The sequence below is a fragment of the Streptomyces sp. NK08204 genome, assembly GCF_020400585.1.
In the GTDB taxonomy this organism is placed as follows: domain Bacteria; phylum Actinomycetota; class Actinomycetes; order Streptomycetales; family Streptomycetaceae; genus Streptomyces.
On sequence record NZ_JAINVF010000009.1, the window covers coordinates 204,759 to 220,611 of the forward strand.

Here is a 15,853-nt window from a genome sequence, read left to right on the forward strand (position 1 = left end):
ACCAGCCCGAGCGGCGTGAGCCGACCAGCCCGAGCGGCGTGAGCCGACCAGCCCGAGCGGCGTGAGCCGACCAGCCCGAGCGGCGTGAGCCGACCAGGCCAAGCGGCGTCAGCCGACCAGCCCGAGCGGCGTGAGCCGATCAAGCCGAGCGGCGTGAAAGGACGCCGCGCACCAGGTCCTCGGCGCCGCCCTCGTCCGGCGGCGCGGCCACGCAGGACAGTGCGAGGCGGGCGACCAGCTCGCAGGAGCGCGCCAGCTCGGCGCCGTCGCACTGCGTGGCTCCGGGCCCGGCGAGCACGGCCACCGCGCGGTCCCGCACGATCCGCACGAAGTCCTCGGGCGACGGCAGCGACCCCTCCGCCCGGCGCTGCGCCGGCACTGCGACGCAGGACGGTCCGGTGCAGAGCCCCGGCCTGGGCAGGCGCTCGTTCCAGCAGCCGGTGAGCATGGCCCGTACCAGCGCGCTGTCCCGGGCGGCGGCGGCCGTCCACTCGACGGTGGCGGTGAGCCGCTCAAGGGGATCGGCGGATCCGGCGAGCGCCCGTTCGACGCCGGCGAGATAGCCGTCGGCCTCGCGTCGCACCAGGGCGCGGGCCAGCCCGTCCTTGCCGCCGAACTCGTTGTACAGGGTCTGCCGGGACACCCCGGCCGCCGCGGCCACGTCCACCATCCGCACAGCGGACCACGGCCGGCGCGCGAGCGCCGTGTACGCGGCGTCCAGCAGGGATTGCCGGGCAGCAGGCATCATCGCCTCCCTGGGGCAAGCGGTATTGCGCCCAGATTTGACGCGCATGCATGCACTGTCAAGGGTTCGCGGTGGTATGCGGGGGCGCGCGGTGTGCCCCGGCCCGCCCCCGCCCCTCCCCCGGGCGCCCGGGGCCGCTGTGGCCCGTGCCGGGCCCGGCATATACCGTTCGTCACATGCCGGACTACCTCGACGACCTGCGCCTGGCCCACGTCCTCGCGGACGCCGCCGACGCCGCCACCATGGACCGCTTCAAGGCACTCGACCTGAAGGTGGAGACCAAGCCGGACATGACCCCGGTGAGCGAAGCGGACAAGGCGGCGGAAGAACTGATCCGCGCCCAGCTGCAGCGCGCCCGCCCCCGGGACGCGATCCTGGGCGAGGAGTACGGCATCGAGGGCACCGGCCCCCGGCGCTGGGTGGTGGACCCGATCGACGGCACCAAGAACTACGTCCGCGGGGTGCCCGTCTGGGCCACCCTGATCTCCCTCATGGAGGCGGGCGAGGGCGGGTACCAGCCGGTGGTGGGTGTCGTCTCCGCACCGGCGCTCGGCCGCCGCTGGTGGGCCGCGAAGGGCCACGGCGCGTTCACCGGCCGCAGCCTGTCCTCCGCGACCCGCATCCGCGTCTCCCGCGTCGGCAAGCTCGCGGACGCCTCCTTCGCGTACTCCTCCCTCACCGGCTGGGAGGAGCAGGGCCGCCTGAACGGCTTCCTCGACCTGACCCGCGCGGTGTGGCGCACGCGTGCCTACGGCGACTTCTGGCCCTACATGATGGTCGCCGAGGGTTCCGTGGACATCTGCGGCGAGCCGGAGCTGTCCCTGTGGGACATGGCCGCCAACGCGATCATCGTGACGGAGGCGGGCGGCACCTTCACCGGCCTCGACGGCCGCCCCGGCCCGCACAGCGGCAACGCGGTGGCCTCCAACGGCCTGCTGCACGACGAGTTGCTGGGGTATCTCAACCAGCGCCGCTGAGCGCCCCTCAACAAGCTTCGTCCGCCCTCTTGTTGACCTCTGCTTTACCTGGCACCCTGAGACCCACCCCCACTTGTGAACTTGTGAATCTCTGAACGATTGCAGGGATTCCCTAGGAGGTGGCCCACCCCATGCTCGTCCGTGACGCCATGAGCACCGTGATCCTCACCATCGGCCCCGCCCACACCCTCCGCCAGGCAGCAGCCCTGATGTCGGCCCGCCGCGTCGGCGCCGCCGTGGTCCTCGACCCCGACGCCGGCGGCATCGGCATCCTGACCGAACGCGACATCCTCAATTCCGTCGGCCTGGGCCAGGACCCGGACACCGAACGCACCCACGCCCACACCACCACCGACGTCGTCTTCGCCACCCCGGCCTGGACGCTGGAGGAGGCCGCCCGCACCATGACCCGAGGCGGCTTCCGGCACTTGGTCGTCCTCGACGCGGGCGAACCTGCGGGCATCGTCTCGGTCCGCGACATCATCCGCTGCTGGGTCCCCAGCCTCGTCGCATAGCTGGATGCTGTCTAAATCCGCTATGGATCCAAAGTCACACCTCGTTCAGGACCTGGCTCCCTTGCTGTTAGGCTGATGGCCATGAGTGACCTTCTGGAACGGCTGCGCGGACGCGGATGGCGGATGACCGCACAGCGGCGCGTCGTGGCCGAGGTTCTCGACGGCGAGCACGTTCACCTGACGGCCGACGAGGTCCATGCGAGGGCCGTGGCGAAGCTGCCCGAGATCTCCCGGGCGACCGTCTACAACACGCTGGGGGAGCTGGTCTCCCTCGGCGAGGTCCTCGAGGTCACCACGGACAGGCGCGCCAAGCGGTACGACCCGAACGCGCACCGGCCGCACCAGCACCTGGTCTGCGCGAGCTGCGGCGCGATCCGGGACGTCCACCCGACGGGCAATCCGCTCGCCGACCTCCCCGACACCGAGCGCTACGGCTTCACGGTGTCGGACGTGGAAGTGACGTACCGGGGGCTGTGCCCGAGCTGCACGGGATCGTGACCGGCGCATGAGCGAAGGGGGCGCAAGCCCCCTTTTTTCATGCCCCGAGCCCTTTCGCTGCTGAACGCCCAGGCGTCGCCCCCGAATACACTCCCGAATACGCTCAGGGCCGGAACCCATGTCATGGATTCCGGCCCTGAGCCTTCAGTAGCGGGGACAGGATTTGAACCTGCGACCTCTGGGTTATGAGCCCAGCGAGCTACCGAGCTGCTCCACCCCGCGTCGGTGAATACGACACTACGGGAGACAAGCCCGTCGAAGCAAATTCAACAGGGGCCGAGTGGCCGGGGTCACGTCCCCGGCCGGCCACGCGTCACGCCGAAAGCTCCTGGCGCAGCGCGTCCCGCAGCCGCCCCGCCCGCTCGGCGACCTCGGCGGGCCCCAGCTCCACCGCCCGGTCGGCCCACCTCTGCCCCTCCGCCAGCTCACCACGGCGGGCGTAGACCAGGGCCAGCCGAAGCGCCGCACGGCCGTGGCCGGCGTCGGCGGCCCGTGTCCACCACACCGCGGCCTCCGGCTCGCTGCCCTCGCGGGCCAGCAGCAGCCCCAGGTTGAAGGCGCCGTTGCGGGACCCGGCCTCGGCAGCCGTCCGGTACCACCGTGCGGCCTCCACCACGTCACCGCGGGCCGCCGCGAGCATGCCCACCCGTACCTGCGCCCGCCGGTGCCCCTGGGAGGCCGCGCGCTCGTACCACTCCTCGCACTCGGTCTTCTCATGCACCGTCTCGCCCAGCTCGTGCGCGGGCTCCGGCGGCCGGCGCGCGTCGAGCAGGGTCGCCAGCCGGTACGCGGCCTCGGCGCTGCCGCCACCTGCCGCGCACCGCAGATGCCGCTCGGCCTCCGGCTCGTCCCCCTCGCGCAGCCGGGCGATGCCGACCTGGAGCGCGGCCTCGGTGTGCCCGGCGGCGGCGGCCCGCTCGTACCAGCGCAGCGCCATGACGTCCTCGCCCCGCCCGGCGTAGAGGATGCCGAGGTTGAACGCGGCGTCGACGCTGCCGGCCTCGGCCGCCTTGGAGAACCACGGCTCCGCCCCGGTGGTGTCGCTGCCCTGCAGCAGCAGGATGGCGAGCGCGTTCGCGGCCTCCCGGTGCCCGGCGTAGGCAGCCCGCCGGTACCACTGCTCGGCCTGCGCGATACGGCCCTGCTCGGCGCAGAGCAGCCCCAGGTTGTACGCCCCGTTGTCGTCCCCGGCGTCCATCGCCGCCCGGTACCAGCGCTCGGCCGTCTGTGTCTCGCCGCGTTCGGCGTGCAGCGCGCCGAGCGCGTTGGCGGCGTTGCCGTCGCCGTCCTGGGCGGCCCGCAGCCACCACACGGCGGCGCTCTCGGTGTCCCCGGCGTCGCGCAGCAGGAAGCCGAGCGCGCAGGCGGCCCGCGCCTCGCCGTCCTTCGCGGAGGTCAGGTACCAGCGCCCGGCCTCCTTCAGGTCGCCGCGCTTCTCGAGGATCGCGCCCAGGTGCAGCGCGGCCCGCCGGTGACCGCGCGCGGCGGCCTGCCGGTACCACTGCTCGGCCTCGTCGCCGGCGCTGCCGGTCCCGCTCGCCTCCTCGCGTGCGGCGGCCCGGTGGTCGAGCGCGCGGGCCAGCCGGTAGGCGGCCTCGCGGTGCCCGCGCTCGGCGGCGGCCCGCATCCACTGCTCGGCACGGGCGTCGCCGCGGTGTTCCAGCAGGTCGGCGAGCGCGTACGCGCCGAGGGCGTGGCCCTGTTCGGCGGACTGGCGCAGCCAGTACTCGGCGGCGGGCTCGTCCCCGCGCTCGCGGTGGTGGCGGCCGAGCGCGTGCGCGGCGGCGGCGGAACCGGCGACGGCGGCGATGCGCCACCAGCCGGCCGCCTCGTCGGCGTATCCGCGCTGGTGCAGCAGGACTCCCAGGTTGTTGGCGGCGGCCCGGTCACCGGCCGCGGTGGCGGCGCGCAGCTGAGGTTCGGCTGCGTCGAGGTCGCCGCGGCGCAGCAGCATGGCTCCGAGGATGCTCATGGCCTCGGCGTCGCCGGTCTCGGCGGCGAGCCGAAGACGCACCTCCTCGGCGTCCTCCCCCATGTCGTCCCGGTCGCCCCCGCGGTCCCGGTCGTCCCGGTCGTCCCCGTCCCCGTGCAATGCTTCCCCACCGGAAGTCTGCACAAATCGCCCTGTCCTGAACAGAGTTGCCTTGTCCCCCATAACGTCCATCGTCGCACCACCTGCAACCTGGGTACACCCGGTATACCGCAGCCCGTGAGGTCACTTCAGCGTTTTGTCGACATGCCCACAGAGAGACAAGTCAAACACATTTGCACCAACTCCCCACGGCGGCGCGGCCGTCCCTCCCCTCCGGACATGAGTTCGCACACCACGAAGGCCCGGATCCCTGTAAGGATCCGGGCCTTCGACTTCAGTAGCGGGGACAGGATTTGAACCTGCGACCTCTGGGTTATGAGCCCAGCGAGCTACCGAGCTGCTCCACCCCGCGCCGTTGCGTGACAACCGTACCACGGCGCGGAGGGAGCTTGATCAACTGCTCTTCTTGGGCTTGGACTCGGCGTCCTGGGCCCGCTTGAGCGCGTCCTTCAGGTCCTTCTGCGCCTTGGCGTACGCGCTCCAGTCCGGTCCCCCTGGCTTCTGCAGGGCCTCCTGCCCGGCGTCGAAGGCCTTCTGGGCGTCGTTCAGGGCCTGCTGGACCGTGGGGTTGCCGGACGCGGGAGGTCTGGTGGTGCCGGTGTCCGGTGGTGGGGTGGTGGAACCCTTCGCTCCGAAGACCTTGTCGAGGGCCTCGCCGAGCGTGTTCTCGAACGCGGTCTTCCCGCCGTAGGTGACCAGCACCTTGCGCAGCAACGGGTACTTCAGTCCGCCGCCGCGTACGTAGACCGGCTCCACATAGAGCAGTCCGCCGTCCAGCGGCACGGTCAGCAGGTTGCCGTACTCCACCTCCGAGTCGCCGCCCTTGAGCAGTTTGATGGCGGCGGCGATGTCCTGCTCGGAGTTGAACTTGCTCTGGACCTGTTTGGGTCCGTCGACCGTCGTGCTCGTCGGCAGCTTCAGGATTCTGATCTTGCCGTAGTCGCTGCTGCCGGCTTCGGCGTCGACGGTCATGAACGCGCTCAGGTTGTACCGCCCGTTGGGCGTGAACGTCGTCGACAGCGAGAACGCCTGCTTGGTCTGGTCCGGCATCTTCAGGCTCAGGTAGTACGGCGGCACGGCGTTGCCCGAGCGGTTGGTCGGGTCGTCCGGCACCTGCCAGACCTCGCTGCCGGTGAGAAACGTCTGCGCGTCCGCCACGTGGTAGCGGGTGAGCAGTTCGCGCTGCACCTTGAACAGGTCCTGCGGGTAGCGCAGATGGGCCAGCAGGTCCGGGGAGATGGCGCTGCGCGGCTTGACCGTGCCGGGGAAGGCCTTCATCCAGGTCTTCAGCACGGGGTCCTCGGTGTCCCACTGGTAGAGCTTGACGTCACCGGTGTACGCGTCGACGGTCGCCTTCACCGAGTTGCGGATGTAGTTGACCTGGTTCTGCTGGGCCACCACCGCGCGGTTGTTGTTGGTCGCGGTCAGCGAGTCGGCCGTCGTGTCACCGAGGGTCGTGCGGGAGGAGTACGGGTAGCCGTTGGAGGTCGTGTAGGCGTCGACGATCCACTGGATGCGGTGGTTCACGACCGCCGGGTAGGCGTCGCCGTCGATGGTCAGCCAGGGCGCGACCGCCTCGACGCGCTCCTTGGGCGTGCGGTTGTACAGGATCCGCGAGCCCTTGCCGATCGCACCGGAGTACAGGATCTGCGGCTCGTTGAAGGCCACCGCGTACGCGGCCCGGTTGAGCGGGTTGTCGAGGCTCACCCCGCTCTTGGCCTGGTAGCTGGTGGTCTTCTCGCCCTTGTCGTCGGAGTAGTCGATCTCCTTCTGCGGGCCGCCGACGATGGAGTACGTGTTGGTCTTCTCGCCGTAGTAGATCCGCTGCTGGTACGTCCCCAGGTCGCCCTTGGACGGCAGGTCGGACTCGGTGAAGACGGGCTCGCCGTTGGCGTCGGCCGCGGTGCCCTTGGCGGCGACCACGCCGTAGCCGTGCGTGTAGCGGAAGTGGTCGTTGATCCAGTTGTTCTTCGGGACCCCCGACAGGTTCAGCTCACGCAGACCGATGACGGTGTCCTGGTCCTTGCCGTTCCCGGTGGAGTACCGGTCGACGTCGAGGTTGGTCGGGAACCCGTAGTAGTTCCGCATCTGCTGGAGCTGCTGGAACGTCGGCGACACGATGTTCGGGTCCATGATCCGGATGCCGGCCGCGTCGCCCACGTCGGCGCGCAGCTTCTCCTTGTCCGAGGTCATGGACTTGCCCGCATACTCGGTGACCTTGGCGTCGTCGATGCCGTACGCCTCGCGCGTCGCCTTGAGGTTCTTCTGGACGTACGGGGCTTCCTTGGCCTGTTCGTTGGGCTGGACCTGGAACTTCTGCACGATGGCCGGGTACAGGCCGCCGATCAGGATCGCCGAGAGCACCATCAGCCCGAAGCCGATGACCGGCAGCTGCCACGTGCGCCGCCACAGGGTGGCGAAGAACAGCAGCGCGCAGATGACGGCGATGCAGAACAGGATCGTCTTGGCCGGCAGATAGGCGTTGGCGTCGACGTAGCGCAGGCCGGTCCAGTTGCCGGTCGCCTTGAAGTCGCTGGACTTGACCGCGAGGCCGTACCGGTCGAGCCAGTAGGCGACCGCCTTCAGCGCGACGAAGACGCCGAGGAGCACCGACAGGTGCCCGGTGGCGGCGGCGGAGGCGCGCGCACCCGGGCTGGTCACGCGCAGCCCGCCGTACAGGTAGTGGGTGAGCGCGGCGGCGATCAGGCACAGGATCGCGGCGGCGAAGCCGAAGCCCAGCAGGAAGCGGTACCAGGGCAGGTCGAAGGCGTAGAAGGACACGTCCAGGTGGAACTGGGGGTCCTTCTCGTGGAAGGGCACGCCGTTGACCCACATCAGCCACGTCCGCCACTGACCGGCGGCGGAGGCACCGGCGATCAGGCCGACGAGCGCGGAGACGGACAGCAGCAGCCACTTCTTGTACGGCGCGATGCCCATCCGGTAGCGGTCCAGGCTCTGCTGCTCCATGGACATGGCGCTCAGCGGGGGCCTCAGCCGGTGCGCGAGCCAGATGTTCAGCCCGACCACGAAGGCCATCAGCAGGCCGAAGACGAAGAAGAGGCCGATCTTGGTCCGCAGGGTGATGGTGAACACGGACGAGTAGTGCACCGACCGGTACCACAGCCAGTCCGTCCAGAAGCCCGCGAACATGGTGAAGGCCATACCGAGGACGGCGAGAACGCCCAGGGTCGTCAGGAGCGTCCGGACACGCCGGGACGGGCTGCCCGCTCTGATCCGCGGCCCCGTCGGGCCTCCGCCGCGGTCCGGCATCTGGAAAGCCAAGGTGCGCACCTCGAAGTCACTGTCGATCCGTCAGGCCCTCGTGTTCGCGAGCCTGCCGTGGCCCCCCCGTGATCGCGGGTCCACATCTATGCAACTTACTCGCGGCCTACGCGGTTCCCGCTTCCGGCCGGGAACGAGGCAGGATTGTGACCATGTCCAACACTCCCATGGCGGCGAGCCCGCTCACCCGGGCCGTGCTCGAGATCGACGAGTACGCCTCCGGCCTCGGCTGGGACCAGCCCGCCCGCCTTTTCGCCCTCGTAGACACCGCGCGGCTGCGCGTCCAGGAACCCGCGCTCGCGGCCCAGCTCGGTCTGGAGGACGAGTCCGAGACCGCCGGTCTCACCCCGATCGAGCAGGACGAGATCGCCGCGGACACGCCGCTCGACGAGTTCCTCGGCACCATCGCCTGGCCCGACGCGGTGGCCGGTTGCGCTCTCACGGTGGAGCGCCTGATGCTGCCCCCGTCCGCCGAGGCGCAGGTCCCCTCCGGCCTGAGCGAGGCCAAGCTGGCCAAGTGGGTGGCGGCCCACCCGGAGCGCCAGGAGGTCCGGATGACGGTCGCGGTGCTGCGCGACGGCAGCCGTGAGTCGGCGCTGCGGCTGCGCGAGAAGGACTCCCCGACGGAGGTGCTGACCGGCCCCGACCTGGTGCCCGGCCTCGCGGAGGCCTTGGCGGCGACGTTCGCGGACTGACCTTTTCCGGTACGGCGATGGGGGCGCCCCGAGCGAGAACGGGCGCCCCCAGCCGTGTGTGCCGGGCCGCGGTGTCAGCCCTTGGTGGTGCACTTCGGCAGGGCGGCGGTGTCGCCGCTGCGGATGTCCTTCAGCGCGTCGAGCGCGTCATCGATGGTTCTGACCTTGACCAGGGTCAGCCCGGCCGGGGTGTCCTTGACGGCGGACGCGCAGTTCTCGGCGGGCGTCAGGAAGTACTGGGCGCCCCTGCTGCGCGCGCCGACGGTCTTCATCTCGATGCCGCCGATCGGTCCGACCGTGCCGTTGTCGTCGATGGTCCCGGTGCCGGCGACGAACCTGCCGCCGGTGAGGCTGCCTGGAGTGAGCTTGTCGTAGATGCCGAGCGCGAACATCAGACCGGCGCTGGGCCCGCCGACGTCGGCCAGCTTGATGTCGATGGTGAACGGGAAGGTGTGGTCGGTCCCGGCGGAGATGCCGACGATGGCGCGCTTGGCCCCGCTGTCGTGGGAGGCCACGGTCGTGATGGTCACGTCCCGCGTCTTCGTCGCCGTCCGCTGTTCCTTCTCCGCTGCGGTCTGCTCCTTGGCGGGCACGACGGTGAACACCACGTCCTGTCCGGCCTTGTGCTTCGTCACGAGCTCGGCGACGTCGGCGGGCTGCCGGACCGCCGTGCCGTCCACGGCCTTGATCACGTCACCGGCGTGGAGCCTGCCCTCGGCCGGTGATCCCTTGACGACGGTGGAGACGATCACCCAGGACTTCACCGGGATGCTCAGCTCCTTGAGGGCGGCGACCTTGGCGCTCTCCTGGGACTGGCTGAACTCCTCGGCGTTCTCCTGGGTGGACTGCTGCTCGGTCTTGCCGTCCGGGTAGAGCGTGTCGTGCGGCACGATCTTGCTGTCGTGCGCCAGCCAGCCGTAGACGGCCTCCACCAGGTTCATCCGGAAGTCGGCGCTGGTGACACGGACGGTGGTCATGTTCAGGTGACCGTCCGTCGGGTAGGTCCTGTGCCCGGCGATCTGCAGCACCGGCTCGCCGTCGTGCTCCCCGAGCGTGTTCACGGTCGGGCCCGGGGACATCTCCGCGTACGGCACGGGGATGAGGACTCCCGCGCACAGGAGCGCGATCAGCATCAGGGTCGAGGCGAGCATCGTCGCAGTGCGGCGTGGCATGCCACGACAGTACGGGACGCCTCTGTCGGCGCACCGTCAGGGCACCCGGTCAGGCACCGCGGGCACCCTCGTGGGACTTCTCCATGGCCGCGCGAAAACGTGCATACCCGTCCAGCTCCGGCCCGTCGCCGCGCACCTTCCGGGTCCGGTTGGCCCACGTACCCCACAGTCCCGCCGCGATCGCAGCCACAAGCGGAATCAGCAACCAGGCGAGCGCCGCCATGCCGGCCTCCCAACCCCTTGAGCTCTTGAGCGTCTGCGACTGACTGATCAACAGATTAACCATCCGCACCGGCAACACTCACGTCAGGGGGCCGGGTGCACGACCGAACGGGTGAGGACGGGTGAGGACGGGTGAGAACGGGGGTGCCGGGGTGCCGGGGTGCCGGGGATGCCGGGGAGCCGGGGAGCCGGGGGAGCGTGGGCGCGACGGCAAGACCCTCAGCAGGCCCCGACCCACTCCTCCGTCCCGTCGGAGAACTTCTGGTGCTTCCAGATGGGCACTTCGTGCTTGAGGTCGTCGATGAGCTTCCGGCAGGCGTCGAAGGCCTCCGCGCGGTGCGGGCAGGCCACGGCGACGACCACGGCGAGATCCCCGACCCGCAGCTCACCCACCCGGTGGACGGCGGCCAGCGCCCGCACCGGGAAGTCGGCGACGACCTTCTCGGCGATCCGCCGCATCTCGGTCTCCGCGCTGGGGTGGCAGGAGTACCCGAGCGCATCCACGTCGGCACCCCCGTCGTGATTGCGCACGGTGCCCACAAACAGGGCGATGCCCCCGGCGGAGTCCTCCCCGACCGCGCCGAACACCTCGTCCACGGAGAGCGGTGTCTCCCGGATGCCGATCAGTTTGATGGGATCCTGCGCCGCCTGCTCACCGGGGTGATCGTTCGTAGCTGCCATGGGTTCCATGGTGCCGCACGCCGCCGACGCCATGGAATGCGACGTTCACCAGGCACCCGCGCGGGCAGCCTTGGAGCCTTCTACAGCCTGGCCTGGAGCCTCCGGCGGGGGTCCGAGGGCCGTAAGGCCCCCCTCAGATGCGCCGACGAGCCTTCCGGGCCCGCCGTACGACAGCGGCCGCGCCCAGCAGCGCCACCGTCGCCCCCGCGGCCCCCGCCGCCGTCGCGTCCTTGCGCCCCAGCCGCCGCCCGGCGACCGTGTGCCGCCCGGCGACCTCCTCCAGCAGCTCCGCGAGCACCTCTTCGTTGGTCCACCGCGGGCGCCACCCGGCGTCGTGCAGCCGGCTCCCGCTGACCACCCAGGGGTACATCGTGTACGCGAGGTCCCCCGCCGGGGACGGGGTGAGCCCGATCCGGTGCAGCCGGGCCGCCGCGCCGAGCGCGACCGCCGACGGCAGTTCCATCCGCCGGATCCCGCTCAGTTCCTCGACCTCCTCCTGCTCCAGCCACCCGTCGCAGCCGACGGCCAGTTCCCCGTCGACCTTCTCCAGCACGGCGTACTCCAGAGCCCCGCACAGGTCCTCGACGTGACAGAACTGCCACGCGGGCCGCGACCCGGCCACGACGAGGAGGCGCGGCGACTCGAAGTACCGGGTCAGCGCGGTGTCCGTACCCCCGACCAGGACGGCGGGGCGTACGACGGTGACGTTCAGCCCCGGGTGCGCGCGGGGGGCGCGTCGGGCGAGCCGCTCGATCTCCAGCAGGTCGCCGACACCGGTGGCCTCGGCCGTGGCACGCAGTTCGGCGTCCTCCGACAGGGGCAGCTCGTTGTCCGGCAGTGCCCCGTAGACCATCGCGGAGGTGCACAGCACCACGCGGTGCACGCCGGCCGCCGCGGCGGCGGTCAGCACGGTCTGCGTCCCGCGCACGTTGTACGCCGTCCGGGCGGTGGCCTCGCTGCCCAGGTCCAGGTCGAGCGCCAGATGCACGACCACGTCCGCGCCGCGCAGCTTCTCCGCGATCGCCGGGTCCCGCACGTCGAGGATGTGCCACTGGGCCTGCGCGCATTCCCCGCGGCGCTCGTCGATGGCGATGACCTGCTTGATCTCCGCGGACTCGGCCAGCCGCTCGGTGAGCAGCGCACCGACTCCGGTGGCGGCTCCGGTGACCGCGACGACGGGCCCGCGCACGGCGGGAGTGCTTTCATGGTTTCGCGCTGCGCGAACCTGCGGATCTGGGGAACTCACCAGGCGTCTCCAGCGGTTGTCTTCAGTACGTACGCGAGTGACGCGTGCGCACCAGGTGCATCCATCCTGCCGCAGGCCCTCCGTGGGCGAAGCACCGAGGCCCGATCGGCTCCGGGTGTCTACGCTGGGTGGTGTTGTCGGGCAGCCGCGCCGCCGGAAGAACCGGTGGCCTTACCAGCCGAGGAATCCCGTGAGTGACACCCCATTCGGATTCGGCCTTCCGCCGGAGGAGCCGGAAGACGGCGACGAGGGCAAGGAGAAGGACCAGCAGAGCGGTGGTGGGCAGGGACCGGCCAACCCGTTCGGTTTCGGGCTGCCCGGAGCCGGAGGCTTTGGCGGCCCTGGCGCCGACAATCCGCTCGCAGCCATGTTCGGTTCCCTGAACCCCGCCGACCTGGGCGCCGCGTTCCAGCAGCTCGGCCAGATGCTCTCCTACGAGGGCGGCCCGGTGAACTGGGACATGGCCAAGCAGATCGCCCGCCAGACGGTCTCGCAGGGCACCCCGGACGGCACGAAGGACGCCAGTGTGGGCCCGGCCGAGCGCAAGGCGGTCGAGGATGCCGTCCGCCTGGCCGACCTGTGGCTGGACGATGCGACGTCCCTGCCGTCGGGTTCCGCCTCGGCGGTGGCGTGGTCCCGCGCGGAGTGGGTCGAGGCGACGCTGCCGGCCTGGCAGGAGCTGGTCGACCCGGTCGCCGAGCGGGTCGGCGCGGCCATGGGTGATGTCCTGCCGGAGGAGATGCAGGCCATGGCGGGCCCGCTGATCGGCATGATGCGCTCGATGGGCGGCGCCATGTTCGGCACCCAGATCGGGCAGGCCGTCGGCGTGCTCGCGGGCGAGGTCGTCGGCTCGACCGACATCGGCCTGCCGCTGGGCCCGGCGGGCCGGGCAGCACTGCTGCCGGCCAACGTGGCGGCGTTCGGCAAGGACCTCGGCGTGCCGCTGGAGGAGGTGCGGCTCTACCTGGCGCTGCGCGAGGCCGCCCACCAGCGCCTGTTCTCGCACGTACCGTGGCTGCGCTCGCACCTGTTCGGCGCGGTCGACGGCTATGCGCGCGGCATCAAGGTCGACACGGCCAAGCTGGAGGACGTGGTCGGCCAGTTCGACCCGCAGAACCCCGAGCAGTTGCAGGACGCGCTGCAGCAGGGCATGTTCCAGCCGGAGGACACTCCGCAGCAGAAGGCTGCCCTGGCCCGTCTGGAGACCGCGCTGGCGCTGGTGGAGGGCTGGGTGGACGCGGTCGTGCACGCGGCGGCGAAGCCTCGTCTGTCGTCCGCGGACGCCCTGCGCGAGACCCTGCGCCGCCGCCGTGCCACCGGCGGCCCGGCGGAGCAGACGTTCGCCACGCTGATCGGCCTGGAGCTGCGTCCGCGCCGGCTGCGGGACGCCTCCCGGCTGTGGGCCTCGCTCACGGACGCGCGCGGCGTGGACGGCCGGGACGGCCTGTGGGCCCACCCGGACATGCTGCCGACGGCCACCGACCTGGACGACCCGGACGGCTTCGTCCACCGCGAGCATCTGGACTTCTCGGAGCTGGACAAGATGCTCGGCGAAGCGGCGGGCGGCTCCTCGGACAAGCCCGGCCCGCACAGGCCCGACCTGCACAAGAAGGACGACGACGGCGAGGGTGACGGCACCGAGTGAGCCTCCATGACGAAGCGGTCCTCGTGCTCAAGGGCTACGAGGGCCAGGAAGAGCTGCGCCAGGCCTATCTGGAGCACCTGGAAGCCCACCCGGACGGCACCTGGAAGTCGTGTCACGCGGGCCACATCACGGCGAGCGCCCTGGTGATCGACCCCGAGCACGGCCGGGTCCTGCTGACCCTGCACAAGAAGCTGCGGATGTGGCTGCAGATGGGCGGCCACTGCGAGCCGGGCGACGCCGGCCTGGCGGCGGCGGCGCTGCGCGAGGCGACCGAGGAGTCGGGCATCACCGGGCTGACGCTGCTGCCCGGCGGCCCCGTCCGCCTGGACCGGCATCCGATCCCGGCGCCGTGCCACTGGCACTACGACGTGCAGTACGCCGTCCTTGCCCCGCCCGGCGCGGTGCAGGCGATCAGCGACGAGTCGCTCGACCTGCGCTGGTTCGGCTACGACGAGGTCGCCGAGGTGGCGGACGAGTCGGTCGTACGGCTGCTGGAGGCGACCCGCGCACGCCTGTGACGGCGTGCGCGGGTCCAACGAAGGCGTGCATGAGGCCGACCCGCCGGTGGCCGGCGTAAGGGGCGCCCGTTCTGGCGGGCACCCCTTACGTATCGGCTCACCGGACGCTCAGCTCCAGACGTTGCCCTGGTTCTGGGCGTGCGCCCCGTGCTGCCCCATGCCGAACTGGGCGGCGAGGCCCTGTCCGATCACCGCGTTCTGCGGCGGCAGCAGCTCGCTGGGCTGCACGAGGGCGAACCCGGAGCCCATGAAGCTCAGCTCCCAGCCCTCACCGGTGTTGCCGCGCCGCCGCCACACTCCGGAGGAGTGGGTCTGGGCCTGCATCTGCACCCGCAGCCCGGTGGACCAGGCGACGATCGCGTCGGCGTCGCAGTTGACGTACTTGTCGGGCGTGACCTGCATCAGCAGCGGCGCGCCCGATGTCATCAGGGCGACCTTGCCGCGCCCGGTGATGTTGAGCTGGTACTTCCCGGAGCCGGAGATGCCGTACAGGCTGTCGACGGCGATGACCTCGTGGTGCAGCGAGGAGTCCATGGCGAGGACGTAGCTGCTGTCGACGGTCAGCCCGTCCTGCTCGACGTCCATGACGTGCACGTGCTGGGCGAGGTTGGCCAGGTAGACCGTGCCCTGCCCGTGGCAGCGCATCAGGTCCAGGCCCTCACCGGTGTACGCACGCGCGCGTGCCTGGCCGTTGCTGCGGTGCTCGGCGTCGAACTCGACGAGTCCCTGGTAGGCGACCATGGTGCCCTTGCGGGCGAGGATGTCGTCGTGGCCCTCCAGGGTGACGCGGAGCATCTGCTTGTTCTGCAGGCTCCAACGGTCCTGGGTCTGCTGGTCGTTGTAGGCGAAAAGCGGGCTCTGCATGGTGACTCTGGTTCCCCCTCAGCCCCGGATCCGGAGGCGGTCGGTGCTGTCCTCGCTGGGCTGGACGACGACGATGCCCTGGCCGGAGAAGGCCATCTGGTAGGCCTCGCCGCTGCCCCGGCCGATCAGCGACTGCGCCTTGAAGCTGCGCTTGCCCTTCACCTTCAGGTTCGGCGACCAGGCGACCAGCGCGTCGGGGTCGACGTACGTCTCGTCCTCGCCGCCGCCGCAGTCGACGACGATCGGCTTGCCCCGGGAGGTCAGCGCGACCCAGCCCTGCCCGGAGATCTTGGTGTTCCACAGCCCCTGCCCCGCGAACTTGGCGAGGCCCTTGACCCGCTCGACACCCCAGCTGAGGTGGGCGTCGAAGGCGAGCAGGTTGGTGGCGTTGACGGAGATGCCGTCGCCGTTGAGGTTGATCACGACGACGTTGGCGCCGTAGTCGGCGAGGTAGAGCAGGCCGTCGCCGGAGCACTTCATCAGCGGCGCGCCCTCGCCTGTGATCCAGTCGCGCGCGATCTGCCGCACGGCGGGCGGATTGGGCTCGTAGGTGACGAATCCTTCGTAGGCGACCATCGACCCCACGCGCGCGAGGAGGTCGTTCCCGGTCTGCATGGCGACCTTCAGCATGTGGTTGCCGTGGTTCTCCATGCGGGCGGTGACGGGTGCGGGGGCGAAGCCCGCGAGCGGCTGGTTCATGA

At 70.9% G+C, this 15,853-nt stretch carries 15 protein-coding genes and 2 tRNA genes; 6 read left to right on the plus strand and 11 right to left on the minus strand.

Annotated elements, in window-relative coordinates:
* Positions 1 to 139: 139 nt before the first annotated feature.
* The gene (locus K7G59_RS16980; protein ID WP_225834985.1) at positions 140 to 748 is read right to left on the minus strand and encodes a TetR/AcrR family transcriptional regulator; all 609 of its coding nucleotides are present in this window, start codon (positions 746 to 748) and stop codon (positions 140 to 142) included.
* A gap of 173 nt (positions 749 to 921) precedes the next feature.
* Here K7G59_RS16980 and hisN point away from each other — a divergent pair, with 173 nt between their 5' ends.
* The 3 genes from hisN (at position 922) to K7G59_RS16995 (ending at position 2,735) form a co-directional block, all read left to right on the plus strand.
* Positions 922 to 1,722, plus strand: a complete 801-nt coding sequence (gene hisN, locus K7G59_RS16985; protein ID WP_225834996.1) for a histidinol-phosphatase — start codon at positions 922 to 924, stop codon at positions 1,720 to 1,722.
* 131 nt (positions 1,723 to 1,853) lie between these two features.
* On the plus strand, positions 1,854 to 2,237 hold the full coding sequence (locus K7G59_RS16990) for a cyclic nucleotide-binding/CBS domain-containing protein (protein ID WP_225834998.1): 384 nt from the start codon (positions 1,854 to 1,856) through the stop codon (positions 2,235 to 2,237).
* Positions 2,238 to 2,318: 81 nt separating this feature from the next.
* Positions 2,319 to 2,735 carry a Fur family transcriptional regulator gene (locus tag K7G59_RS16995; RefSeq protein ID WP_225835000.1) on the plus strand — a complete coding sequence of 139 codons (417 nt, stop codon included), beginning with the start codon at positions 2,319 to 2,321 and terminating at the stop codon, positions 2,733 to 2,735.
* Between the two features lie 148 nt (positions 2,736 to 2,883).
* Here K7G59_RS16995 and K7G59_RS17000 read toward each other — a convergent pair.
* From K7G59_RS17000 to K7G59_RS17015, 4 genes are all read right to left on the minus strand, one after another.
* Positions 2,884 to 2,957 (minus strand) — tRNA-Met (locus K7G59_RS17000).
* 91 nt (positions 2,958 to 3,048) lie between these two features.
* Positions 3,049 to 4,899, minus strand: coding sequence for a tetratricopeptide repeat protein (locus K7G59_RS17005; protein WP_225835002.1), 1,851 nt, complete (start codon positions 4,897 to 4,899; stop codon positions 3,049 to 3,051).
* A gap of 206 nt (positions 4,900 to 5,105) precedes the next feature.
* Positions 5,106 to 5,179: transfer RNA gene (locus tag K7G59_RS17010), tRNA-Met, on the minus strand.
* A 41-nt stretch (positions 5,180 to 5,220) separates the two neighbouring features.
* On the minus strand, positions 5,221 to 8,118 hold the full coding sequence (locus tag K7G59_RS17015; protein WP_225835004.1) for a UPF0182 family protein: 2,898 nt from the start codon (positions 8,116 to 8,118) through the stop codon (positions 5,221 to 5,223).
* Positions 8,119 to 8,261: 143 nt separating this feature from the next.
* On the opposite strand from K7G59_RS17015, the gene K7G59_RS17020 reads away from it, so the two are divergent.
* On the plus strand, positions 8,262 to 8,804 hold the full coding sequence (locus K7G59_RS17020; RefSeq protein WP_225835011.1) for a PPA1309 family protein: 543 nt from the start codon (positions 8,262 to 8,264) through the stop codon (positions 8,802 to 8,804).
* Between the two features lie 74 nt (positions 8,805 to 8,878).
* Here K7G59_RS17020 and K7G59_RS17025 read toward each other — a convergent pair whose 3' ends face one another.
* The 4 genes from K7G59_RS17025 to K7G59_RS17040 all read right to left on the minus strand — a co-directional run bounded on the left by K7G59_RS17025 (position 8,879) and on the right by K7G59_RS17040 (position 12,125).
* Positions 8,879 to 9,976 carry a PDZ domain-containing protein gene (locus tag K7G59_RS17025; protein WP_225835013.1) on the minus strand — a complete coding sequence of 366 codons (1,098 nt, stop codon included), beginning with the start codon at positions 9,974 to 9,976 and terminating at the stop codon, positions 8,879 to 8,881.
* Between the two features lie 49 nt (positions 9,977 to 10,025).
* Positions 10,026 to 10,199: a hypothetical protein gene (locus tag K7G59_RS17030; RefSeq protein WP_225835015.1), complete on the minus strand. Its 174-nt coding sequence runs from the start codon at positions 10,197 to 10,199 to the stop codon at positions 10,026 to 10,028.
* 218 nt (positions 10,200 to 10,417) lie between these two features.
* A complete protein-coding gene (locus K7G59_RS17035) occupies positions 10,418 to 10,879 on the minus strand; it encodes a molybdenum cofactor biosynthesis protein MoaE (RefSeq protein WP_225835017.1) in 462 nt (153 codons plus the stop codon).
* Between the two features lie 133 nt (positions 10,880 to 11,012).
* On the minus strand, positions 11,013 to 12,125 hold the full coding sequence (locus K7G59_RS17040; protein WP_225835019.1) for an SDR family oxidoreductase: 1,113 nt from the start codon (positions 12,123 to 12,125) through the stop codon (positions 11,013 to 11,015).
* A gap of 190 nt (positions 12,126 to 12,315) precedes the next feature.
* On the opposite strand from K7G59_RS17040, the gene K7G59_RS17045 reads away from it, so the two are divergent.
* Both K7G59_RS17045 and K7G59_RS17050 read left to right on the plus strand, forming a co-directional pair.
* On the plus strand, positions 12,316 to 13,770 hold the full coding sequence (locus K7G59_RS17045; protein WP_225835021.1) for a zinc-dependent metalloprotease: 1,455 nt from the start codon (positions 12,316 to 12,318) through the stop codon (positions 13,768 to 13,770).
* Complete coding sequence (locus K7G59_RS17050; RefSeq protein WP_225835023.1) at positions 13,767 to 14,288, plus strand: NUDIX hydrolase; 522 nt, start codon at positions 13,767 to 13,769, stop codon at positions 14,286 to 14,288. The genes K7G59_RS17045 and K7G59_RS17050 overlap by 4 nt, the downstream gene beginning before the upstream one ends.
* A 108-nt stretch (positions 14,289 to 14,396) precedes the next feature.
* Here the strand turns inward: K7G59_RS17050 and K7G59_RS17055 are convergent, their stop codons facing one another.
* A complete protein-coding gene (locus tag K7G59_RS17055; protein WP_225835025.1) occupies positions 14,397 to 15,152 on the minus strand; it encodes an AIM24 family protein in 756 nt (251 codons plus the stop codon).
* Positions 15,153 to 15,170: 18 nt separating this feature from the next.
* On the minus strand, positions 15,171 to 15,851 hold the full coding sequence (locus K7G59_RS17060) for an AIM24 family protein (protein ID WP_225835027.1): 681 nt from the start codon (positions 15,849 to 15,851) through the stop codon (positions 15,171 to 15,173).
* Positions 15,852 to 15,853: the final 2 nt, after the last annotated feature.